This is a genomic window from Amycolatopsis sp. NPDC104819 (assembly GCF_055583145.1).
This window is the reverse complement of the sequence record NZ_JBVJON010000007.1, coordinates 62,728-84,585: the sequence shown is the minus strand read 5'-3', so window position 1 is coordinate 84,585 and position 21,858 is coordinate 62,728. Positions and strand designations below refer to the sequence as shown.

Sequence of the window (21,858 nt, the reverse complement as noted above, 5' to 3'; positions counted from 1 at the left end):
CGGCTCCGTAGGTCTCGCCCCGATTCCGGAAGGACGTGCGCATGACCGTTTCCGAGAGCACCGCACTCATGTACGAGCTCGAGGGGACGGTCGAGGAGAACCTCAACCGCCACCTCTCGGCCGCCCAGGAGTGGATGCCGCACGAGTACGTGCCCTGGAGCGAGGGCCGGAACTTCGCCGACCTGGGCGGCGAGGCGTGGGACCCTGAGCAGTCGCGCGTGACGCCGATCGCCCGGACCGCCCTCGAGGTCAACCTCCTGACCGAAGACAACCTGCCCAGCTATCACCGCGAGATCGAGCGCGCCTTCGGCCGCGACGGCGCGTGGGGCACCTGGGTGCACCGGTGGACGGCGGAGGAGGGCCGGCACGGCATCTGCATCCGCGACTACCTGCTCGTGACGCGGGCGGTCGACCCGGTCGAGCTCGAGCGGATGCGGATGGCGACGATGCAGGCCGGCTACGAGACCGAGGACAAGCCGCTGCTGCGCGTCTGCGCGTACGTCTCGTTCCAGGAGCTCGCGACGCGGCTTTCGCACCGCAACACCGGCCGCTACACCCAGGACCCGCTGGCGGAGAAGCTGCTCGCGCGCGTGTCCACCGACGAGAACCTGCACATGGTCTTCTACCGCAACCTGATGAAGGCGGCGCTGGAGATCTCCCCGGACGCGGCGATGCGCGCCATCACCGACGAGGTCCTCGACTTCGCGATGCCCGGCGCGGTCATCCCGAGCTTCGCCCGCAAGGCGGCGCTGATCGCCAAGGCGGGCATCTACGACCTGCGCATCCACCACGACGACGTCGTGATGCCGCTGCTGCGGTACTGGAAGGTCTTCGAGCGCCAGGGGTTCGGCGAGGTCGGCGAGACGGCCCGCGAGGAGCTGGCGACGTTCCTGAAGGGCTTGGACGGCCAGGCCGCGCGCTTCGAAGAACGCCGTGACGCCGCGGCGGCCAGGGCGGCGGCCCGAGGCCTCCCGGCGGTGTGACGGCTGCGAAGTCATGAACACGGCGAAGGCCGCCTCGGAACTTTCCGAGGCGGCCTTCGCTCTGTCTGGACTTGGGGGTCAGCGCCCGCCGCGGCGGCCACCGGCGCGGGTGCCCGACGAGAACGCCGCCGCGCCGCCGCTCGAAGCCGACCGGCGGTTGCCCGCGGCCGGGGCGCCGGAGCGGCGCGAACCACCCGACGGGGCACCGGACCGGCCACCGGCGGCGGCCGAACGGCCCGCGGCGGCACCCGAGCGACCCGAAGTGCCGCCCGAACGACCCGAACCCTGACGCTCCGAGCGAGGCTGCTCTTCGCGCCGCGCCTGGCCCGCCGCGCGGGAGCGCTGGCCCCCGCGGTTCTCCTTCGGGGCGCCGGGGGCGCCACGGCGGCCGCGGCCCGAACCCGGCGCGGCACCCGAGGCCGTGACCTTCTTCGGGCGGTTGTCCACCGGCGGCCGCTTCGGCGACGCCGTGAACGACCGCTCGCCCGGGGCCAGCTCCGCCAGCAGCGGGTGACCCGGGCCGAGCTGGGTCGTGGTCGGCTTGATGCCGGCCTTGCGCGTGAGGTCTCGGACGTCGCGGACCTGCGCGTCGGTCATCAGCGTCACCACCGTGCCGGACGCGCCCGCGCGCGCCGTGCGGCCCGAGCGGTGCAGGTACGCCTTGTGCTCGACCGGCGGGTCGGCGTGGATGACCAGCCGGACGTCGTCGACGTGGATGCCCCGCGCCGCGATGTCGGTCGCGACCAGCGTCTTCGCCGCGCCCGAGGAGAACGCCTCGAGGTTGCGCGTGCGCGCGTTCTGGCCGAGGTTGCCGTGCAGCTCCACCGCCGGGACACCCGCGGCGAGCAGCTTGCGGGTCAGCGCCTTCGCGCGGCTCTTCGTCCGGGTGAACACGAGCGTGCGGCCCGGCGCCGCGGTCAGGTCGACCAGCACCGGCAGCCGGTGGGTCTCTTCGAGGTGCAGCACGTGGTGCTCCATCGTCGAGACCGGCGACTGCGCCGAGTCGACGCTGTGCGTGACCGGGTCGTTCATGAAGCGCTTGACCAGCACGTCGACGCCGTTGTCCAGCGTCGCGGAGAACAGCAGCCGCTGCCCGCGCTGCGGGGTGGCGTCCATGATCCGGCGCACCTCGGGCAGGAAGCCCAGGTCGGCCATGTGGTCGGCCTCGTCGAGCACGGTGATCTCGACGGCGTCGAGCTTCACGTGCCCGGAGCGCATGTGGTCGGCGAGCCGGCCGGGGCAGGCGACGACGATGTCGACGCCGTCACGCAGCTTCGTGATCTGCGGGTTCGCGCTGACCCCGCCGAAGATGGTGGTCGCCTTCAGGCCCAGCGGCTTGGCCAGCGGCAGGATCGACGCTTCGATCTGCGTCGCGAGCTCGCGGGTCGGCGCCAGGATCAGCGCGCGCGGACGGCCGGGCTTGCGGCGCGTCGGGCCGGCGGCGAGGCGGGCCAGCACGGGCAGCACGAAGCCGTAGGTCTTGCCGGAGCCGGTCCGGCCGCGGCCGAGCACGTCACGCCCGGCGAGGGTGTGCGGCAGGGTCGCCGCCTGGATGGGGAAGGGCTCGGTGACGCCCTGGGCGGCCAGCGCGTCCACGAGGGTGGTGGGCAGGCCGAGTTCAGCGAAAGTGCTCATAAGTGCATGCGGGCACGCGAGTGCCCTGGTCTCCATAACCTGAGAAGGGTTGTCCTGCCCGGCGCAGACCCGGGTTCGGCCGCGGCGCGTGGTAGTCGACAACAGCAGCGGGCCGAGGCAGAACTGAGCGGCCCGCATGATCAGTATACCAATGAGGGTGACGTACCCCCAGTGAGATTGCCCGCACTCTGGGGGGCTTGCTAAGTTACCGGTCGGTAATCGAGGAGGCTCACCCATGCTGCTGAACCCGCACGAGTACGACCCGGCCCACTTCGACGCGGAGACGCGCCGGCTGCTCCGGGCCACCATCGACTGGTTCGAGCAGCGCGGCAAGGCGAAGCTGACCGAGGACTACCACAACCGCGCCTTCTACGCGGACTTCCTCGAGTTCGCCGGCAAGGAAGGCCTGTTCTCGACCTTCCTGACGCCGTCCGCGAACGCCGACGGCAACCCGGACAAGCGCTGGGACACCGCCCGCGTCGCCGCGCTGTCGGAGATCCTCGGGTTCTACGGGCTCAACTACTGGTACCCGTGGCAGGTCACGATCCTCGGCCTCGGCCCGGTGTGGCAGAGCGGCAACTCCGCGGCGCGTGAGCGCGCGGCGGCGGCCCTCGACGCGGGCGGCGTCGGCGCCTTCGGACTGTCCGAAAAGGACCACGGCGCGGACATCTACTCCTCCGACCTGGTGCTCACGAAGGACGGCGACGGCTACCGCGCCACCGGCTCGAAGTACTACATCGGCAACGGCAACTGCGCGCGCACGGTGTCGGTTTTCGGCCGGATCGACGGGGTCGAGGGTCCGGACCAGTACGTCTTCTTCTACGCCGACTCCGAGCACCCGAACTACCACGTCGTGAAGAACGTCGTGCCGTCGCAGATGTACGTCGCCGAGTTCCGGCTCGAGGACTACCCGGTGCACGCCGAGGACATCCTGCACGTCGGCGCCGAGGCCTTCAGCGCCGCGCTGAACACGGTCAACATCGGCAAGTTCAACCTCTGCTTCGGCGGCATCGGCATGGCGACGCACTCGCTGTACGAGGCCATCACGCACGCGCACAACCGCGTGCTCTACGGCAAGCCGGTGACGAACTTCCCGCACGTCCGCCGCGAGTTCGTCGAGGCCTACGCCCGGCTGACCGCGATGAAGCTGTTCTCCGACCGGGCCGTCGACTACTTCCGCAGCGCGAACGCCGAAGACCGCCGCTACCTGCTCTTCAACCCGATCACCAAGATGAAGGTCACGACCGAGGCGCAGAAGGTGATCGGCCTGGTCGCCGACGTCGTCGCGGCCAAGGGTTTCGAGGCCGATACGTACCTCGCGATGTCGAAGAACGACATCGACGGCCTGCCGAAGCTCGAGGGCACGGTGGCGGTGAACCTCGCGCTGATCGCGAAGTTCATGCCGGCGTACCTCTTCGCGCCGCAGGAGTACGCGTCGGTGCCGACCCGCACCGACGCCGCGGACGACGAGTTCCTCTTCCGCCAGGGCCCGGCGCGCGGCCTGTCGAAGGTCCGCTTCCACGACTGGAAGACCGCGTACGCGCAGGCCGCGCACATCCCGAACGTCGCGCTGTTCACCGAGCAGGCCGCGTCGCTGGTCAAACTGCTCACCGAGGCCGCGCCGGACGAGGCGCAGCAGGCCGACCTCGACTTCGGGCTGGCGCTGACCGAACTGTTCACGCTGGTCGTGTACGGCCAGCTGGTCCTGGAGCAGGCCGGGATCACCGGGCTCGACGAGCAGGTCGTCGACCAGATCTTCGCGGTGCTGGTGCAGGACTTCAGCGCCGCGGCGGTCGACCTCAACGGCAAGGCGAGCTCGACCGAGGCCCAGCAGGCGATCGCGCTCGCGGCGCTGCGCAAGCCAGTGGTCGACGCCGCGCGTTTCGAGAACGTCTGGGCGCGGGTCCGCGACCTTTCCGGGGTCTACGCTATGACCCCGTGATGGCCAGGGAGTACCGGCTCGGCGTGACGCGGAAAGCCGCGAACGTGGTCGTGAAGGCGTTGCTGGCGCGCGGGATCCCGATCGTGGGGAGCACCGGGTGGCTGCTGACCACGCGCGGGCGGCGCTCCGGCGCCGACCGCACGACCCCGGTCAACGTCCTCGAGGTCGGCGGCGTGCGCTGGCTCGTGTCGCCGTACGGGCAGGTCGGCTGGGTGCACAACCTGCGCGCCGACCCGGCCGCCCGGCTGTGGCGCGGCCGCCGGCGCGAGACGTGGGCGGTCGAGGAGGCCGACGCGGCGACGGCCGGGCCGGTGCTGCGCGCGTACGTCCGCAAGATCCCGGTGACGGCGCCGTTCTTCGACGCGAAGCTCGGCGACCCGGCGGAAGCCTTCGCCGCGGAAGCCGATCGACACCCGGTCTTCCGGTTGGCAAGATCACGAACGTGAACCGAGAGCGGGCGGCGGAGCTGATCTGGGACGCGTGGCTGACCGGGAAACGGCTGGCGGGCCTTCCCGAGGACGCCCGCCCGCACGACGCGGCCGAGGGCATGGCCGCGCAGGCGTCGCTCGCCGCGCTGGGCGGGCCGGTGTCCGGCTGGAAGATCGCCGCGACGACCGTGTACGCCCGGCAGTACCTGACCGTTCCCGGCCCGCTGCCGGGGGTGATGTTCGAGCGGTTCCACCACCACGAAGGCGAGCCGGTGCCCGCCGACACGATGACGATGGGCGTCGCGGAGCCCGAGTTCGCGTTCCGGCTCAAGGCCGATCCCGGCCCGTCGCCGTCGCTGACCGCGGTGCTCGACGCCGTCGACACGATGTTCCTGGCGGTGGAGCTGCCGGACAGCCGCTACACCGACCACCAGGGGGTGGGCGGCCCGCAGCTGCTGGCGGACGTGGCGTGCGCGGGCCGGTTCGTCGAGGGCCGCCCGGTGCCGGGCTGGCGCGACCTCGACCTGCCCCGCCGCCCGGTGGTCCTCCACGCGGACAGGCAGGAGTTCTCCCGCGGCGCGGGCAGCCTGGTCCTCGGCGACCCCCGCCTGGCCCTGCACTGGCTGGCGATGGAGCTCCCCCGCCACGGCGCCCGGCTCCGCCCGGGCGACATCGTGACGACGGGAACGGCGGCCCCACCCTGCCCGATCCACCCGGGCGGCGAGGTGGTCGCCGACTTCGGCGAGCTGGGCAGCGTCGAAGTGCGGTTCGCCGCATGACTTTCCGGGCCGGGTTCGTCGTGGTCGCCATGCTCGTCGTCGCCTTGGACGCCGGGTTCTGGTGGTTCGCGCGGGGCCAGCACCAGCCGACCGCGCGGATCGGCTTCCTCGTCGCCTACGTCCTGCTGCTGGCGGTGCTCGCCGCGGCCGCGGGGCTGGTGCGCTGGGAGGTCGCGGCGCCGCTGGGTGCGGCCTCCACCTCCGGCCTGCTGTTCGTCGGCGCGGCGGCGATCTTCAGCGTCGGCTTCGGGTTCGTGCTGCTGGCCGTCGTGGAGGCGGCGCTGGTCCGCCGTCTTGTGCTCGACGCGTCCCCGGCCGGCTGGCGCAACGGCACCGGCCTGGTCAGCTCGGCGGCGGCGGTGGTCCCGGCGGCGTTGTTCGCGGTCGGTCTCTTCGCGCTCCGCTGACCCGGAACGCCGACGGGCTTTCCCCGAACTCGGCGCGGAACACCCGGCTGAAGTGCGCGGCTTCGACAAAGCACCACCGCGCGGCGATCGCCGCGACGCTCCGGTTCGCCAGCAGCGGGTCGCGCAGGTCGCGGCGGACGGCGTCGAGCCTCAGCCGCCGGATGTGGTCGGTGACCGTGTGCTCCTCGGCCTCGAAGAGCCGGCTCAGGGTGCGCGGCGACATCCCGTGCGCCGCGGCGATGCTCGTCCGCGAGAGCCCGGGATCGGCCAGGTGCCGCCGGACGTGGGCGAGCACGCGGGCGCGCAGGGCGTCCGGGACCTCGTCGACGCCGACGTGGTCGCTGAGCGTGCCGGCGAGCAGGCTGAGCCCGGCGTCGCCGAGGCGGCTGGCCGCGGCTTCGTAGAGGTGCCCGCCCTGCGCGACCGACGCCGTGACGAAGTCCGCGAACACCGCGCCCGGGCCGGAGGTCGCCGGGTAGGCGTGGTCCATCGCGTGCGCGACCGGCAGCCGCAGGACGTCGCGCGGGAAGGCCATCACCGCGGACACCCACTCGCCTTCGAGGCGCAGCGCGTACGGGCGGCCGGTGTCGTAGATCGCGAGGTGCCCGGGTTCGACGACGACCTCGCGGTCGCCCTGCACGACCGTCGCGCGGCCGCGGACCTGGACGCACACCTTGAGCAGGTCGGAGGGGTTCTGCCGGATCGTCCCGCGCGAGCGGCGGACCACCTGCGGCGTGCCGGCGACGGTGAACACGTGGACGTCACCGAGCGGCGTGGTGACGACGTCACCCGAGGGAACGGAGGCGTCCAAGGGCTCGGGGTACAGCTCGCTGAAGGCGCCGCCGAGCTTCGCCCGCCAGGCCTCGCCACGGTGGTACATGGGCGCTCCGGTCGTCGCTGACCTGATCAGGCTAACACCGTGACCCGCAGAATCAACGCGCTCGAATGCCGCGTGAGAAGGCTGGAAGCACGGACCGATCGCGGGAGGAACGCATGCTGGACGACGTCGACTGGCGCGGGGAGATCTTTTCGGGCGGCTGGGTGCCGGCCCACGGCGGCACGCTCCCGGTGACCGAACCGGCCACCGGCGAGGTGCTCACCGAGGTCGGGCTGGCCGACGCGCAGGACATCGACAACGCCGTGACGCGGGCCGCCGCCGAGCAGCCCGCGTGGGCGGCGACGCCGGGCCCGGAGCGGGCGGCGCTGCTGCGCAAGGCCGCGCGCGTCCTGGAGGACAACCGGTCGGAGTTCGAGCACTGGCTGGTCCGCGAGGGCGGCGCGATCCCGCCCAAGGCGGCGTTCGAGGTCGACCTGGTGCTGGCCGAGCTGTGGGAGGCGGCCGCGTTGCCGACGCAGCCGTAGGGGCATCTGCTGCCGACGAGCGAGGCCGGCCGGGAGAGCATCGCGCGGCGCATCCCGCTGGGCGTGGTCGGCGTGATCAGCCCGTGGAACTTCCCGCAGATCCTGTCAGTGCGGGCGGTCGCGCCGGCGCTGGCGCTGGGCAACGCGGTGGTGCTGAAGCCGGACGTCAACACGGCGGTGGCGGGCGGCACGCTGATCGCCCGCCTCTTCGAAGCGGCGGGCCTGCCCGACGGCCTCCTGCACGTCCTGGCGGGCGACGCTCCCGCCGGATCCGCGTTGACGGAACACCCTGGCGTCGCGGCGATCTCGTTCACCGGCTCGACGGCGGTGGGCCGTCTGGTCGGCGAAGCGGCGGGCCGGACGTTGAAGCGGGTCAGCCTGGAACTGGGCGGCAACAACGCACTGGTGATCCTGGACGACGCGGACCTGGAGGCGGCCAGCTCGGCCGGCGCGTGGGGCGCGTTCCTGCACCAGGGCCAGGTCTGCATGACGGCCGGCAGGCACATCGTCCCGGAGTCGGTGGCCGACGAGTACCTGGACCGCCTGACGGCCCGAGCGTCGAAGCTCCCGGTGGGCGACCCGTTCACGGGCCAGGTGGCGTTGGGCCCGCTGATCAACGAAAAGCAGCTGTCCAATGTAGACCGGATAGTCACGGAGACGGTCTCGGCGGGAGCGACGGTCCGCGCCGGAGGAACGTACGAGAAGCTGTTCTACCAGCCGACGGTCCTGGCCGGCGTGACGACGTCGATGCCGGCGTTCCGCGAGGAGATCTTCGGCCCGGTGGCCCCGGTGATCGTGGTGTCCTCGGAGGACGAAGCGGCAACGGTGGCCAACGACACGGAGTACGGCCTGGTGGCGGCAGTCCAGACGGGTTCGGTCGACCGAGGACGCGCGTTCGCCGAGCGGCTGCGGACGGGCATCGTGCACGTGAACGACCAGACGTTGAACAACGACGCGTTCGCCCCGTTCGGTGGAACGGGCGCCTCGGGCAACGGCAGCCGGTTCGGCTCGGCGCACAGCTGGGACGAGTTCACCCAGTGGCAGTGGGTCACCCTGCGGGAGCAGGCCCACGGCTTCCCCTTCTGACGAATCCGCCGGTGCCGGAGTGCGGCCCGCGATCCGGCACCGGTCCGTAACAGCCCGGCGCTCCCGGCGACTCCTTCCGAGCAGGGTGATCAAGCGAGGATCGAGTACGAGGTACGGCATGGGCTTCTCCGTCAAACTCGCTCCCGGCGTCCGGGTTCGCGCGTCCAGCAGGGGGCTGCGGGCGAGCGTCGGGCCGCGAGCAGCGCGTGTGCACGTCGGAGGCGGGCGCACCGGCTTTTCGAGCGGTGCCGGGCCGGTGGGCTTCTACACCTCGCTCGGCGGCGCTCGGCGGGCGACATCGCGGCGGGCGTCCACCGGCGCCTCGTCCCGGTCGCTGGCCGCCGCGGTCAAGGCCCAGCAAGCCGAGACACTGGCCGCCGCTTTGCAGGCGATCCTCGCGCTGCACCGGCCGGATTTTCCGGTGGCCGAACGGCCGGTGGCGCCCGAACCCGAGACACCGGACGAGCAGTCGGTCATCGCCCGGCACCGCAAGGATCGCCTCGCGGGCCTGGGCCTGTTCGCCAGGCAAGCTCGTGCGAAGGCGAGAGCGGAAGCTGATCAAGCCGCGCTGATCGAGCTGGCGAACCTGCGGGAGCAGAACCGGCGACTGCGTGACGAATGGCAGGCGGAGCTCGACGCGTTGTGGCAGCGACTGGTCCGCAACGACCCGGACGTCGTCCTGGGCACGCTGGCCGAAGCGTTCGAAGACAACGAGGCGGCCGCAGCGCCGATCGGAGTCGACGGTGCCGAGGCTTCGGTCGTTGTCCTCGTACCGGGCCCGTCGGTGATTCCCGAGCGGCGGCCGACAACTACGGCGGCCGGGAATCTGTCTCTGAGAAAGCTGACCAAGCGCGAATCGGCGGATTTCTACAAACTACTGGTGTGCGGATACGTCCTCACCACGGCCAAGGAGGCGTTCTCTGTCGCGCCGGGCTTGCGGTCGCTGAGGATTGTCGCCCTGCGCTGCTCGGATGCCGACGCGTATGGACGAGTCGACGCCGAAGCGATACTCGGTGCGCGGTTCACTCGTGACGCGCTGGTCGGTGTTCAATGGGACACCGCCGACGCGGCCACGGTGGTCAACGACACCAGTGCCGAGTTGCAGGCGAAGTTCGTCGGCCCGAGCCGCGAACTCGTCCCGCTCGACCTGCACGGGGAGCCGGACCTGGCGGCTGTGGTCGCCGCGGTCGATTTTGATGAGCTCCAGGGAGCGGTGACCGGCGAGATCGAGCGGGGTGGCCGATGTGACGTCGTCCTTGCCGCCGCCGGGCCGAGGAGGATTCAGGTGATCAAGCTCGTCCGCGAAGCGGTGCCCGGTCTCAGCCTGAAGGAAGCGAAGGATCTGGTCGAATCCGCGCCGAAGGCGGTGTTGACCAACGTGGACAAGCAGCGTGCGGAAGCGGTCAAGGCGCAACTGGAGCAGTTCGGAGCCCGTGTGGTGCTGATGGGGAGCTGAGCTGTCGACAGCGAAGGCCGCCTCCGGAGAGCTCCGGAGGCGGCCTTCCCCATGAGTCCTATTTGTTGCCGAAACCGGCTCGCCGCAAGGCGTCCGCCATCGAGCCGCTGCCGCCCGAGTTGCCGCCGCCGGAGTTTCCACCCCGGCCGCCACCGCCGCGCTGGCCGCCGGAACCGCCGCGCCGCTGAGCGCCGCCGCCCCCGCCGCCACCCTGACCGCGATCACGACCGCCGCCGCCACCGCGGTTTCCGGCCGGAGCGCCCGGCTCGTCGTCCAGCCGCAGCGTCAGCGAGATCCGCTTCCGCGGCACATCGACATCCAGCACCTTCACCTTCACGATGTCCCCGGGCTTCACAACCTCCCGAGGATCCTTCACGAAGTTCTTCGAAAGAGCCGAAACGTGCGCGAGCCCGTCCTGGTGCACACCCACATCGATAAACGCCCCGAACGCCGCCACATTCGTGACGACACCCTCCAGCCGCATCCCCGGCTTGAGGTCACCGATCTTGTCGACACCCTCCGCGAACGTCGCCGTCTTGAACGCCGGGCGGGGGTCGCGGCCCGGCTTGTCGAGCTCGGCCAGGATGTCCGTCACTGTCGGGAGACCGAACGTCTCGTCGACGAACTCGGAAGGCCGCAGAGAAGACAAAGTCCGCGTGTTGCCGATCAGGGAGCGCAGGTCGGTTCCCGTGGACGTCAGGATCCGCCGCACCACCGGGTACGCCTCCGGGTGGACCGACGACGAGTCGAGCGGGTCGTCACCGTCCGGGATGCGCAAGAAGCCAGCGCACTGCTCGAACGCCTTCGGGCCCAGGCGCGCGACCTCCTTCAACGCCGTCCGGGAACGGAACGGGCCGTTCGAGTCGCGGTGGGACACGATGTTCTCCGCCAGCCCCGTCGTGATGCCCGAGACGCGGGTCAGCAGCGGCGCGGACGCCGTGTTGACGTCGACGCCCACCGCGTTCACGCAGTCCTCGACCACCGCGTCGAGCGAGCGGGACAGCGAAACCTCGGACAGGTCGTGCTGGTACTGCCCGACACCGATCGACTTCGGGTCGATCTTCACCAGCTCGGCCAGCGGGTCCTGCAGCCGCCGGGCGATCGAGACCGCGCCGCGCAGTGAGACGTCCATGCCGGGCAGCTCGGCCGAAGCGAACGCCGACGCCGAGTACACCGACGCGCCGGCCTCCGACACCACGGCCTTCGTCAGGTTCAACGAAGGGTGCTTCTTGATCAGCTCCGCGGCGAGCTTGTCCGTCTCGCGCGACGCCGTGCCGTTGCCGATCGAGATCAGGTCGACCTGGTGGCGCGCCGCCAGCGCGGCCAGCTCGGCCAGGGACTGGTCCCACTTGTTCGCCGGCTGGTGCGGGTAGATGACGTGGGTGTCGACGACCTTGCCGGTCGCGTCCACGACCGCCACCTTGACGCCGGTGCGGAAGCCCGGGTCGAGGCCCATCGTGGCGCGGGTGCCGGCCGGTGCGGCCAGCAGCAGGTCGCGCAGGTTGGCCGCGAACACGCGGACGGCGTCGTCCTCGGCGGCCTGGCGCAGCCGCATCCGCAGGTCGATGCCCAGGTGGAGCAGGATCTTGGTGCGCCACGCCCAGCGCACGGTGTCGCCGAGCCACTTGTCGCCCGGGCGGCCCTGCTGCGCGATGCCGAACTTCGCGGCGATGCGCGACTCGTACTCCGTCGGCCCGACCTGCGGCTCGTCGGTGGGCTCATCGGGTGCCATCGTGAGGTCGAGGACCTCTTCCTTCTCGCCGCGCAGCATCGCGAGGATCCGGTGCGAGGGGAGCTTGGTGTAGGGCTCGGAGAAGTCGAAGTAGTCCGAGAACTTGGCGCCCTCGTCCTCCTTGCCCGAGCGGACCTTGGCGACCAGGTGGCCCTGGCCCCACATCTTCTCGCGCAGCTCACCGATGAGGTCGGCGTCCTCGGCGAAACGCTCGACGAGGATCGACCGGGCGCCGTCGAGCGCCGCCTGCGCGTCCGCGACACCCTTGTCCGCGTCGACGAACACCGCGGCCGCGGCCTGCGGGTCCGTGGTGGGGTCGTTCAGCAGGCCGTCGGCCAGCGGTTCGAGACCCGCTTCGCGCGCGATCATCGCCTTCGTGCGGCGCTTCGGCTTGTACGGGAGGTAGATGTCCTCCAGCCGCGACTTCGTGTCCGCGGCGAGGATCGAGGCCTCGAGGGCCTCGTCCAGCTTGCCCTGGCTCCGGATGGACTCGAGCACGGCGAGCCGCCGCTCGTCGAGTTCCCGCAGGTAGCGCAGCCGCTCTTCGAGCGTGCGCAGCTGCGCGTCGTCGAGCATGCCGGTGACTTCCTTGCGGTACCGCGCGATGAAGGGGACGGTCGAACCGCCGTCGAGCAGCTCGACGGTGGCCTTGACCTGTCCTTCGCGCACGCCCAGTTCTTCGGCGATCCTCTGCTCGACCGACACGCTCACTGCTACACGCTCCTGCTTCGCCCTGGTTCCGATCGTCTCATTCTGCCGTTTCCGCCGCCCCGACTTTCGGATGGGGCTCCTTGACATTCAGATTGGTCTAGTCCACTTTGTGGTGACCTGCCTCACCACCGTCGTGGAGGTCGCCCGTGGTCCCCAAGGTCCGGCTAGCCCTGCTTTCGTTGCTTTCCGTGGTCGCGCTGAGTCTCGGCGTGACGTTCGTCCTCGCCGGCAGCGCTTCGGCGGCGAACATCCTCGCCAACCCCGGCTTCGAATCCGGCACTTCGGGCTGGACCTGCACGGCCGTCCCGACCGCGGTGAGCACCCCGGTGCACAGCGGCAGCCGGGCCCTGAGCGCGACCCCGACGTCGTCGGACAACGCCCAGTGCTCGCAGACGCTCACCGTCTCGCCGAACACCGCCTACAAGCTGTCGGCCTGGGTCCAGGGCAGCTACGTCTACTTGGGCGCTTCCGGCTCGGCGACGACCAGCACGTGGACGCCGGGCGCCAGCGGCTACACGCAGCTCTCGCTGAACTTCACCACCGGCTCGAGCACGTCGCTGACGGTCTACCTGCACGGCTGGTACGGCCAGCCGACGTACTACGCCGACGACGTCAGCCTCGACGGCCCGGGCACCCCGCCGCCGACGACGCCGACCACCCCGACGACGCCGACCACCCCCACCACGCCGCCGACGACGACCACCCCGCCGACGACGACCACGCCGCCGCCGACCCAGGGTGACCTGCCGAAGCACGTCCTCACCGGCTACTGGCAGAACTTCTACAACGGCGCCAAGGCGCTGAAGCTGGCCGACGTCCCGACCAAGTACAACATCATCGCGGTGTCCTTCGCGGACGCCACCGGCACGCCGGGCGCGGTGAGCTTCACGCTCGACTCGGGCCTGTCTTCGCAGCTCGGCGGCTACACGGACGCGCAGTTCAAGGCCGACATCAAGACGGTCCAGGCGCGCGGCCAGCGCGTCATCATCTCCGTCGGCGGCCAGAACGGCACGATCAGCGTCGGCGACTCGAACTCGGCGAACAACTTCGCGAACAGCATCAAGTCGCTGATCTCGAACTACGGCTTCGACGGGGTCGACATCGACCTGGAGAACGGCGTCAACGCCACCTACATGGGCCAGGCGCTGCGCAGCATCTACAACGGCGGCGGCAAGGTCATCACGATGGCGCCGCAGACGATCGACATGCAGTCCACGCAGGGCGGCTACTTCCAGCTCGCGCTGAACATCAAGGACATCCTGACGATCGTGAACATGCAGTACTACAACTCCGGCACGATGCTCGGCTGCAACGGCAGCGTGTACGCCCAGGGCACGGTCGACTTCCTGACCGCGCTGGCCTGCATCCAGCTGCAGGGCGGGCTGCGGGCCGACCAGGTCGGCCTCGGTCTCCCGGCGTCGTCGCAGGCGGCCGGCGGCGGTTACCAGGCCCCGGCCAACACGGTCTCGGCGCTGAACTGCCTGGCTCGCGGAACCTCGTGCGGCAGCTTCAAGCCGTCGGCGACCTACCCGTCGATCCGCGGTGCGATGACGTGGTCGATCAACTGGGACGCGTCGCAGGGGTACGCGTTCGCCAACACGGTGTCGGCCGGGCTCGCGGGCCTGCCGTAACCCGTGCGCGTCATGAAGGGGCCCTTCCGGATCCTGTCCGGAAGGGCCCCTTCAGGACACCCCCAGCCGGCGCGTCCGGACCCCCCGGCCGCGCGCCTGCGGCTCCACCCTGGCGCACCGGGCGTGTGCGAATGTTGAGAAAATGTTGAATCCGCAGGTCAGGCCGGGTTTCGGGGGACGACGGGCAGCCGTAGGGCGCCCGGCGCGTCCGCCGGGACGACTGGCGCGGCCGGCGGCACCGGCGCCACCCGCCGGTAGGCGGCGCCCAACGGCGGCCGCGGGTCGGCGTCACCGCGGTTCGGCCAGCAGGCCATCGCCCGCTCGGCCTGCGCGGTGATCGTCAGCGACGGGTTGACGCCCAGGTTCGCCGAGATCGCCGAGCCGTCCACGACGTGCAGGCCCGGGTGGCCGTACAGCCGCTGGTACGGGTCGACCACCCCGGTGCCGGGGGAGTCGCCGATCGCGCAGCCGCCGATGAAGTGGCCGGTGATCGGGATGTTGGCCAGGTCCGTCCACGCGCCCTGCGGCAGCCCGCCGATCTTCTCGGCGACGCGCCGCGTGACGTCGTGCCCGGCCGGGATCCACTCCGGGCTCGGTGTTCCCGAACCCTGCTTGGTCGTCATGCGCCGGCCGAAGAGCCCACGCCGGGTGTAGGTCGTCACGGAGTTGTCGAGCGTCTGCATCACCAGCAGCCCGATCATCCGCTCCGACCAGCGCCGCGGGTTGTGCAGGCGGACGACGTCGCGCCGCTGCTGCCAGAGCTCGCGCAGGCCCAGCACCCAGCGGCGGCGGCCGGTCTGCGCGTCCACCAGCACCGTCGTCATCAGGCCCATGAAGTTGCTGCCGCGCCCGTACCGCACCGGCTCCACGTGCGTCACGGCGTCCGGGTGGATCGACGACGTGATCGCGACACCGCGGGTGTAGTCGGTGTCGTCGCGCAGCGATCGCGCGGCCAGGACGGCTTCGGAGTTCGTCCGCGCCAGCAGGCCGAGCCGCGGGGACAGGTCCGGCAGCGTCCCGGTGTCGCGCAGGCGGTGGAGCAGGCGCTGGGTGCCGAGCGACGCCGCGGCGAACACGACCTGCGACGCGGTGAACGTCCGCCGGCCCTTGCGGACCCAGCGTCCGGTGCGTTCGGTGTCGACACCGTACCCGCCCTCGATCGGCCGGACGGAGACCGCGGTCGTCAGGGGATGCACCTCGGCGCCCGCTTGCTCGGCCAGGTAGAGGTAGTTCTTCACGGTGGTGTTCTTCGCGCCGACACGGCAGCCGGTCATGCACTCGCCGCAGAGCGTGCACGACTGGCGGGCGGGTCCCGCGCCGCCGAAGAACGGGTCCACCCCGGACTGTCCGAAGTAGACGCCGACCGGCGTGCGGCGGTAGGTGTGCCCGATGCCCATGTCCTCGGCGACCTCGCGCAGGACGCGGTCCGCGGCCGTCGTCGCGGGGTTCTCGACCACGCCGAGCATCCGCTTCGCCTGGTCGTAGTACGGCGCGAGCTCGTCCTTCCAGTCCGTGATGTGCGCCCACTGCGGGTCTTCGTAGAACTTGTCCGGCGGCTCGTACAGCGTGTTCGCGTACACCAGCGAGCCGCCGCCGACGCCGGAGCCGCTCATCACGAAGGTGTTCTTCAGCAGGGTGAGCCGCTGGATGCCGAAGCACCCGAGCTTCGGCGCCCACAGGTACCTGCGCAGCCGCCACGACGTCTTCGCGAACTCGTCGTCGGCGAACCGGCGGCCGGTCTCCAGCACCCCGACGCGGTAACCCTTCTCGGTCAGCCGCAACGCCGTGACGCTGCCGCCGAACCCCGAGCCGATCACCAGGACGTCGTAGTCCATCACGCCACCACCCGGAAGTCCGCGGGGTCGAGCCGGCGGGTCCGGCGGTCGTACTCGGTGACCAGGCCGGGCCAGTTGGTCGTCACGCGGCCGTCGGCCTGGCGGTACCAGCTGGTGCAGGCGCTCCAGACGCTGTGGCCGAGGCGCTTCTGCACCTCGTCGTCGTAGCGCTCCTCGACGTCCGGTCGTACGTCCACATAGGACACTCCGGGGCGCGAGAGCTGTTCCACGGCTTGACGGATGTAACGCGCCTGGCGCTCGATCATGTAGATGATGGACCCGGCGCCGAGGTTCGTGTTCGGCCCGTAGACGCAGAACATGTTGGGGAACCCGGGCACGGCCATGCCCAGGTACGCCCGCGCGCCGCCGGACCAGGCGTCCCGCAGCGACCGGCCGCCGAGGCCGCGCACGTCCAGCCGGCCGAGGAAGTCCGTCGCGGCGAACCCGGTGCCGTACACGATGACGTCCGCCTCGACCTCGGTCCCGTCCTCGACGCGGACGCCCTTCTCGGTGATCTCGCCGATCCGGCGCGTCTCGACGTCGACGTCCGGCTGCGCCAGCGCGGGCAGGTAGTCGTTGGTGAAGAGGATCCGCTTGCAGCCCAAGGGATACGCCGGCGTGAGCTTCGCGCGCAGCTCGGGGTCCTTGATGTGGCGGTGGCGCAGCTGCGCGGTCCGCAGCTCGAACATCTTCGCGAGCAGCGGGTGCTTGGTCATCGCGTAGGTGGCGTACTCGGCGAGCAGGAAGATCCGCAGCCGGCCGAGCAGCTGAGTCGGCGGCAGGTGCTCGAACAGCCAGTGCTGCCAGCGCCGGTAGGTGGGATCGGACTTCGCCATGACGTACGGCGGCGTGCGCTGGAAGACGGTGACGTGCTGGGCGTGTTTCCGCAGCTCGGGCACGAACTGCACGGCACTGGCCCCGGTCCCGATGACGGCGACCCGCTTCCCGGTGAGCTCGACGCCGTGGTCCCACCGCGCGGAGTGGAAGGCGTCCCCCGCGAACCGGTCCCGCCCGGGGATGGCGGGCAGGACCGGCCGCGACAGCTGCCCGACGGCCGGGACGAAGACGTCGGCCTCGTAGGTTTCACCGGTCTTCGTCTCGACGCGCCAGAGCTTCCGGTCTTCGTCGAAGGCGGCCGCGGTGACCTCGGCCCGGTACCGGATGTGCGGCCCGAGGCCGTACTTGGTGATGACGTCCCGCAGGTAGGCGAGGATGTCCGGCTGGTGCGAAAACCGCTTCGGCCACCGCGGGTTCGGCTCGAAGGAGAAGGAGTAGAGCGGCGACGGAATGTCACAGGCGGCGCCGGGATAGGTGTTGTCCCGCCAGACGCCGCCGGGCTCGCCGGCGCTTTCGAGCAGCGTGAAGTCACTGAAGCCGGCCCGCTTCAGTTCGATCGCCGTCCCGATCCCACCGAACCCGGTACCCACGATCAGCACCGACGGCCCCTTCGCCGAACCACTCATGCTGGGAAAGCTACGCATCCGACGCCTGTGACAACAGGACACGAACGGTCACTCGATCGAGAATTCCGGCCAACGGTCACGCGGGTGGGTGGACGCGCACCTCCCGGCTCTCCGCCCCCGGCTCGGCCCAGCTCACCAACCGCCCAGCTGCGCTCTCCAGCCCCGCCAGATCCCGCTTCGCCAGCTTCTCGAACGGCGAAAGCTCCACCACCGCCGCCTTCCGCTCCTTCCGCAGCTCCCAGAAGCCCCTTACGAACCCGCCCACCAGCAGCGTCCCCTTGACCAGGCCGTTCTGCGTGATCACCCGCTTGCGGTACTCGTCCGAAATCACCCGCGTCCGGTCCGCGTACGACAGGATCGTCTGGTCGAACGGCCCCAGCAGCCGCGGCGGCGCCGGGACGTCCTCGGCCGGGACGGTCAGCGACGGCAGGTCGACCAGCTCCCGGCCCTCCGGGTCGCGATACCGCCGCAGGTCCATCGACGCCGCCACCTCACCCAGGCGCGTGATGCCCGCCCACGCCTGGACGTCCGCCACCGACGCCGGGCCGAACGCGCGCAGGTACCGCGAAATCAGCGAAGCGGGCGAAGGCGGCGACAACGGCTCGCCCACCCACGAGTCCAGGCACGCGTACGTCGTCTGGCCCGCCTTGCCCCAAATTGCCCGCGGGGGTGTCTGCACCAGCGGGAGCTGCCCGCGCGCGAGGTGGGTCAGGGACGCCGCCGGGACGTCCGGCCAGCGCTGCCCGAGTGACGCCCCCAGCGCCGTCCCCGTCAGGGGCGAAGCCAGCAGCTCCCGCGCGGCCGACGCGACCTCGGCGTGGTCCAGCCCCTCCAGCGCCCGGGCGTGCTGGGTGTTCGTCTTCAGGTCGCGGTCGTAGAGCACCTGGACCACCGGCCGCCACGCCAGCGCGTCCGCCGCCGTCACCAGGTGGACCGTGCCGCGCATCAGCGCGATCCGGACCACCCGCCGGTCCTCCAGCAGCGTCGCCAGGTCCGCCGGCCGGAACCCCTGCAGCCGCGCCCACAGCGCGTAGTACGGCGGGAACGGCGCCTGCGCCTGGAGCCCGGCCAGGTGCTCGACCGCGTCGTACGCGGACATCTTCGCGGGACGCAGCAGCAGCTGGCGCTCCAGCGTCGCCCGGTTCAGGGCCCGTCGGCTCAAGGTCTCCACGGCACTCACCCTAACGATCACCCCGGACAGTTCCGGTCCTCGATTCGACGCGCGCACGGCCGTCATCCATACTTCCGGCCATGGCCGAGCTCGCCGCGCCCGCCGTCGGGGACTGGGACTTCCCGCGCGGCACCGCGAGCATCGAGCTGATGACACGATTCGCCGCCGAGCGCGGCCTTCCCGCCGGGAAGCTGCTCGCCGCGACGACGCTCTCGCCGGAGCTGCTCTCGGACCCCGCCGTCCAGGTCGACGCGCGCCAGGAGCTGGCCGTCGTCCGCGCCCTGGCCGAACTGGACGGTTCGGACACGACGGCCCTCGAGCTCGGCCGTCGCTACCGCGTCACCACCTTCGGCATCTTCGGGTTCGCCTGCATCAGCAGCCCGACCCTGCGTGACGCGATGCTGTTCGCCCTGCGCTACTTCGACCTGAGCTTCGCCTTCTGCATCCCGCACGTCGGGGTCGACGGCGACCGGCTGACCCTCGAGCTCGACGACAGTCGCGTCCCCGCCGACGTAGCCCGGTTCCTCGTGCTGCGCGACCTGTCCGCGATCTTCGCGGTGATGCGTGACCTGCTGCCGGAGATCGTGCTGGACGACCTGAGCTTCCGGCACGAAGCGTCCACAGTGGACTCCTATGTGACGGCGTTCGGGCTGCGGCCCCGGTTCGGCGCCGACGCCTGCCGCGCGACGCTCGACCCGGCGCTGCTCAACCGGCCGCTGCCGCAGGCCAACGAGCAGACCGTCGCCCTCTGCGCCGCGCAGTGCGAAGCGCTCGTCACGCGCAAACGGCAGCGGTCCGGCATCTCGCAGCAGGTCCGGGAACGCCTGGTCCGCCTCGGCGGCGTCGACGCCGGGATGGACGAGATCGCCCGTCAGCTGACGCTCAGCACGCGCACCCTGCGGCGTCGTCTGGGCGAGGCCGGCACCAGCTACCGCGCGCTGGTCGACGAGGTCCGCCTGGCGCTGGCCGAAGAGCTGCTCGACACGGGGGTGCTGTCGGTCGAGGACGTCGCGTACCGGCTCGGGTACGCGGAGGCGTCCAGTTTCATCTACGCGTTCAAGCGCTGGACCGGGATGACGCCGGCGGCGTTCGCCCGCCGCTTCCGGGCCGCCCGGCAAGCACCGCCGGGTAGGTGAGCTTCAGCAGGTTGAGGATCGAATCGGTGAGAAAGGTGCGCAGCGCCGCGCGGTCGAGCGTGCCGCGGATCAGCCATTCGCGCGACGCCGCCCGCAGCATCCCGCCGAACGACCGGATCATCGCGCGCAGCTCCTCGCGGCCCTCGGTCACGCCGGTCATCAGCGCGGCTTCGAGCACCCGGTCGGCGGCGATCTCGTCGGCTTCCAGCATGATCCGCTCGATCTCCGGGTCGCGGCCCGCCGACTCGGGCCCGATCACCGTCAGCCACGCGTCGCGGTTGCGGTCCACCACCTCGATCCACCGCTCGACGCCGATCGCGAGCCGCTCCTCCATCGTGGTTTCCGGCAGCGCCTCGGTGACCGGCGCGGGCACGATCATCAGCTGCCGCACCACTTCCAGGTAGAGCTCCCGCTTCCCGCCGAAGTAGTGGTTGATCAGCGGGCGCGCCACCCCGGCAGCCTCGGCGATGTCCGAAGTGGACACCGACGCGTAGCTGCCCGCGCCGAACAGCCGCCGCGCGGCGGCGAGGATCTCCGCACGCCGCTCGGCCGGTTCGAGCCGGCGGCGCCGGGGCCGGGTCCCACTGGTCATCCGCCCAGCCTCGCGGCGGACCGGCACGCTGTCAACATGCAGTTGACTTCTCGTCAAGAGAGTGACTCCGTTGGCGGGCAACCGAAGTTTCGCGTCAACCTTTGCCGTTACGCAACCGGAACAACTCGCCGGTAACTTCCCGGCGTCCGGATGCGACGAGACGGCAGGGGACCGTGACCGGGGGTAGGAGCAGATGAACGAAGAAGGCGCGCCGATCCGGCCGGCCGGGCGCTGGGTCAGCGTCCGCCTGCAGCATCGTCACGTCAGCTTCGACGAGGGCTTCGAAGCCGACGAGCCCCTGCCCGACGGCGACTGCGCCGACGAAGAGTCCCTCTCCTACTCCGGCATCGTGATCACCGGGTACGACCAGGGGTCGAAAGTGTCCGAGCGCTGGATCCCGCTGGGGGTCGACCCGTCCGAAGCGGACGACGAACAGCTCATCGAGCAGCTGCGCGAAGCCCTTCTCTGGCAAGCGGGGCGCCCGCCCCAGACCGCGGAGGACTGACCGGCCGCGTCACTGCGGTCCGGCGGCCACCAGTTTCGCGGTGAGCGGCTCGAGCACGGCGACCAGCTCGTCGTGCTCGGTGGGGGAGAGGGCCTCGTACGGCGGCTCGGCGAGCTCGTCGGTGACGTCTTCGATGCGCTGCTTCAGCTCGCGGCCGGCGTCGGTGAAGTGGCCGTCGGCGTCGACGAGCCCGCGCTCGCGCAGGCCGGCCATGACGGCGGCGAGCCGTTCCTTCGGCAGGTGGTGGATCCGCCCGAACGACTCCGGCGGGTGGATGCCCATCTCCAGCGCCGAAAGCACGTGGGACTCCGTGCCGCCGACGCCGGCGCCGACAAGTGCGGCGATGTGGCCGTCACCGCGGTGCTCACGCAGCATGGTCGCGGAAAACCACAGCCGCGCGACGGGTTCCTCGGGCACCGGGAGGGTGCGCAGCCCGGCGTACATCACCCGGCCGGCGGTGGGCGCGCTCCACGCGGCCTTGGTCGTCAGGTCGGCGGCGCGGACCAGGCCGGGGGAGCCGGCGAGCCCGTCACCCAGGATGCGCCGCAGGGAGGCCGCGCTGCCCCGCTGCCGCGCGGCGACGGACGCCTCGGGCGGGATGGTCTCCCACGCGCTCGGGATGTGCCGCGCGGCCTCTCCCTCGGCGAAGTTGTAGAAGGCCGCGTGCACGACCTGCGCCGGCACCCGCCCCAGCGGCGCGGCGCGGCTCGCGAAGTAGCCGTCCCAGTAGGTGCGGTGCCCGAGCGCGGCCAGCTCGTCGTTGCACTCGCCGGCGGTGAAGGTGACCAGGCAGATCGGCTCGAGCAGCTCGAACATCCGGCGCGCGCGGTGGCTCATGGCCTGCATGATGCCAGCGACGGCCGCCGGTTCGCCGGATCTCCGCCCGGGAGACCAGCGGAAGTCGGCCGGCGATCTGTCCGGACCGAGCGTGGTGTGGGCCCTGCCGGTCGGAAACGCACACGCTCAAGTCGGGACTATGCCGCCGATTTTGTCAGGAACTTCCA

17 protein-coding genes and 1 pseudogene are annotated in these 21,858 nt (G+C 71.2%); 10 read left to right on the top strand and 8 right to left on the bottom strand.

Translation table 11 applies throughout. The features are described from left to right. The first annotated feature begins 41 nt into the window (after positions 1-41). A complete protein-coding gene (locus ACZ63E_RS23040; RefSeq protein WP_465338174.1) occupies positions 42-983 on the top strand; it encodes an acyl-ACP desaturase in 942 nt (313 codons plus the stop codon). A gap of 78 nt (positions 984-1,061) precedes the next feature. Here ACZ63E_RS23040 and ACZ63E_RS23035 read toward each other — a convergent pair whose 3' ends face one another. Further along, positions 1,062-2,618, bottom strand: a complete 1,557-nt coding sequence (locus ACZ63E_RS23035; protein WP_465338173.1) for a DEAD/DEAH box helicase — start codon at positions 2,616-2,618, stop codon at positions 1,062-1,064. 235 nt (positions 2,619-2,853) lie between these two features. On the opposite strand from ACZ63E_RS23035, the gene ACZ63E_RS23030 reads away from it, so the two are divergent. The 4 genes from ACZ63E_RS23030 to ACZ63E_RS23015 are packed head-to-tail and all read left to right on the top strand — an operon-like array spanning position 2,854 to position 6,174. Continuing rightward, positions 2,854-4,560, top strand: coding sequence for an acyl-CoA dehydrogenase (locus ACZ63E_RS23030; protein WP_465338172.1), 1,707 nt, complete (start codon positions 2,854-2,856; stop codon positions 4,558-4,560). Then, positions 4,560-5,006: a nitroreductase family deazaflavin-dependent oxidoreductase gene (locus ACZ63E_RS23025; protein WP_465314216.1), complete on the top strand. Its 447-nt coding sequence runs from the start codon at positions 4,560-4,562 to the stop codon at positions 5,004-5,006. The genes ACZ63E_RS23030 and ACZ63E_RS23025 overlap by 1 nt, the downstream gene beginning before the upstream one ends. Then, on the top strand, positions 5,003-5,767 hold the full coding sequence (locus tag ACZ63E_RS23020) for a 2-keto-4-pentenoate hydratase (RefSeq protein ID WP_465338171.1): 765 nt from the start codon (positions 5,003-5,005) through the stop codon (positions 5,765-5,767). The genes ACZ63E_RS23025 and ACZ63E_RS23020 overlap by 4 nt, the downstream gene beginning before the upstream one ends. Then, positions 5,764-6,174, top strand: coding sequence for a hypothetical protein (locus ACZ63E_RS23015; protein ID WP_465338170.1), 411 nt, complete (start codon positions 5,764-5,766; stop codon positions 6,172-6,174). Before ACZ63E_RS23020 ends, ACZ63E_RS23015 begins: the two co-directional genes overlap by 4 nt. On the opposite strand, the gene ACZ63E_RS23010 is transcribed toward ACZ63E_RS23015, so the two are convergent. Continuing rightward, the gene (locus ACZ63E_RS23010) at positions 6,110-7,054 is read right to left on the bottom strand and encodes an AraC-like ligand-binding domain-containing protein (protein WP_465338169.1); all 945 of its coding nucleotides are present in this window, start codon (positions 7,052-7,054) and stop codon (positions 6,110-6,112) included. The two genes, ACZ63E_RS23015 and ACZ63E_RS23010, sit on opposite strands and share 65 nt — an antisense overlap. 113 nt (positions 7,055-7,167) lie before the next feature. Here ACZ63E_RS23010 and ACZ63E_RS23005 point away from each other — a divergent pair. After that, positions 7,168-8,622: pseudogene (locus ACZ63E_RS23005) on the top strand (benzaldehyde dehydrogenase). Between the two features lie 256 nt (positions 8,623-8,878). Then, entirely contained in the window at positions 8,879-10,078 is a 1,200-nt protein-coding gene (locus ACZ63E_RS23000) for a ribosomal protein bL12 (RefSeq protein ID WP_465338168.1), read from the top strand. A 58-nt stretch (positions 10,079-10,136) separates the two neighbouring features. Here ACZ63E_RS23000 and ACZ63E_RS22995 read toward each other — a convergent pair whose 3' ends face one another. Next, complete coding sequence (locus ACZ63E_RS22995; RefSeq protein WP_465338167.1) at positions 10,137-12,521, bottom strand: Tex family protein; 2,385 nt, start codon at positions 12,519-12,521, stop codon at positions 10,137-10,139. Between the two features lie 146 nt (positions 12,522-12,667). Here ACZ63E_RS22995 and ACZ63E_RS22990 point away from each other — a divergent pair, with 146 nt between their 5' ends. After that, positions 12,668-14,152, top strand: coding sequence for a chitinase (locus tag ACZ63E_RS22990; protein WP_465338166.1), 1,485 nt, complete (start codon positions 12,668-12,670; stop codon positions 14,150-14,152). Between the two features lie 158 nt (positions 14,153-14,310). On the opposite strand, the gene ACZ63E_RS22985 is transcribed toward ACZ63E_RS22990, so the two are convergent. The 3 genes from ACZ63E_RS22985 to ACZ63E_RS22975 form a co-directional block, all read right to left on the bottom strand. Then, a complete protein-coding gene (locus ACZ63E_RS22985; protein WP_465338165.1) occupies positions 14,311-15,987 on the bottom strand; it encodes a GMC oxidoreductase in 1,677 nt (558 codons plus the stop codon). After that, positions 15,987-17,450, bottom strand: coding sequence for a flavin-containing monooxygenase (locus ACZ63E_RS22980; protein WP_465338164.1), 1,464 nt, complete (start codon positions 17,448-17,450; stop codon positions 15,987-15,989). The genes ACZ63E_RS22985 and ACZ63E_RS22980 overlap by 1 nt, the downstream gene beginning before the upstream one ends. Before the next feature lie 76 nt (positions 17,451-17,526). Next, positions 17,527-18,621 carry a winged helix DNA-binding domain-containing protein gene (locus ACZ63E_RS22975; protein ID WP_465338163.1) on the bottom strand — a complete coding sequence of 365 codons (1,095 nt, stop codon included), beginning with the start codon at positions 18,619-18,621 and terminating at the stop codon, positions 17,527-17,529. Between the two features lie 80 nt (positions 18,622-18,701). Between ACZ63E_RS22975 and ACZ63E_RS22970 the strand changes: the two genes are divergently transcribed. Beyond that, the gene (locus tag ACZ63E_RS22970; RefSeq protein WP_465314191.1) at positions 18,702-19,757 is read left to right on the top strand and encodes an AraC family transcriptional regulator; all 1,056 of its coding nucleotides are present in this window, start codon (positions 18,702-18,704) and stop codon (positions 19,755-19,757) included. On the opposite strand, the gene ACZ63E_RS22965 is transcribed toward ACZ63E_RS22970, so the two are convergent. Further along, complete coding sequence (locus tag ACZ63E_RS22965; protein ID WP_465338162.1) at positions 19,678-20,349, bottom strand: TetR/AcrR family transcriptional regulator; 672 nt, start codon at positions 20,347-20,349, stop codon at positions 19,678-19,680. The genes ACZ63E_RS22970 and ACZ63E_RS22965 overlap by 80 nt on opposite strands. Before the next feature lie 193 nt (positions 20,350-20,542). Between ACZ63E_RS22965 and ACZ63E_RS22960 the strand changes: the two genes are divergently transcribed. Beyond that, complete coding sequence (locus ACZ63E_RS22960) at positions 20,543-20,854, top strand: hypothetical protein (protein ID WP_465338161.1); 312 nt, start codon at positions 20,543-20,545, stop codon at positions 20,852-20,854. A gap of 9 nt (positions 20,855-20,863) precedes the next feature. Here ACZ63E_RS22960 and ACZ63E_RS22955 read toward each other — a convergent pair whose 3' ends face one another. Further along, the gene (locus tag ACZ63E_RS22955) at positions 20,864-21,691 is read right to left on the bottom strand and encodes an SCO6745 family protein (RefSeq protein ID WP_465338160.1); all 828 of its coding nucleotides are present in this window, start codon (positions 21,689-21,691) and stop codon (positions 20,864-20,866) included. Positions 21,692-21,858 lie beyond the last annotated feature (167 nt).

Excerpts from the sequence above, each read along its gene's own strand:
- ACZ63E_RS23040 (WP_465338174.1), top strand. The coding sequence starts at position 42 with ATGACCGTTTCCGAGAGCACCGCACTCATGTACGAGCTCGAGGGGACG.
- ACZ63E_RS23035 (WP_465338173.1), bottom strand. The coding sequence starts at position 2,618 with ATGAGCACTTTCGCTGAACTCGGCCTGCCCACCACCCTCGTGGACGCG.
- ACZ63E_RS23030 (WP_465338172.1), top strand. The coding sequence starts at position 2,854 with ATGCTGCTGAACCCGCACGAGTACGACCCGGCCCACTTCGACGCGGAG.
- ACZ63E_RS23025 (WP_465314216.1), top strand. The coding sequence starts at position 4,560 with ATGGCCAGGGAGTACCGGCTCGGCGTGACGCGGAAAGCCGCGAACGTG.
- ACZ63E_RS23015 (WP_465338170.1), top strand. The coding sequence starts at position 5,764 with ATGACTTTCCGGGCCGGGTTCGTCGTGGTCGCCATGCTCGTCGTCGCC.
- ACZ63E_RS23010 (WP_465338169.1), bottom strand. The coding sequence starts at position 7,054 with ATGTACCACCGTGGCGAGGCCTGGCGGGCGAAGCTCGGCGGCGCCTTC.
- ACZ63E_RS22985 (WP_465338165.1), bottom strand. The coding sequence starts at position 15,987 with ATGGACTACGACGTCCTGGTGATCGGCTCGGGGTTCGGCGGCAGCGTC.
- ACZ63E_RS22980 (WP_465338164.1), bottom strand. The coding sequence starts at position 17,450 with ATGAGTGGTTCGGCGAAGGGGCCGTCGGTGCTGATCGTGGGTACCGGG.
- ACZ63E_RS22970 (WP_465314191.1), top strand. The coding sequence starts at position 18,702 with ATGGCCGAGCTCGCCGCGCCCGCCGTCGGGGACTGGGACTTCCCGCGC.
- ACZ63E_RS22965 (WP_465338162.1), bottom strand. The coding sequence starts at position 20,349 with ATGACCAGTGGGACCCGGCCCCGGCGCCGCCGGCTCGAACCGGCCGAG.
- ACZ63E_RS22960 (WP_465338161.1), top strand. The coding sequence starts at position 20,543 with ATGAACGAAGAAGGCGCGCCGATCCGGCCGGCCGGGCGCTGGGTCAGC.
- ACZ63E_RS22955 (WP_465338160.1), bottom strand. The coding sequence starts at position 21,691 with ATGAGCCACCGCGCGCGCCGGATGTTCGAGCTGCTCGAGCCGATCTGC.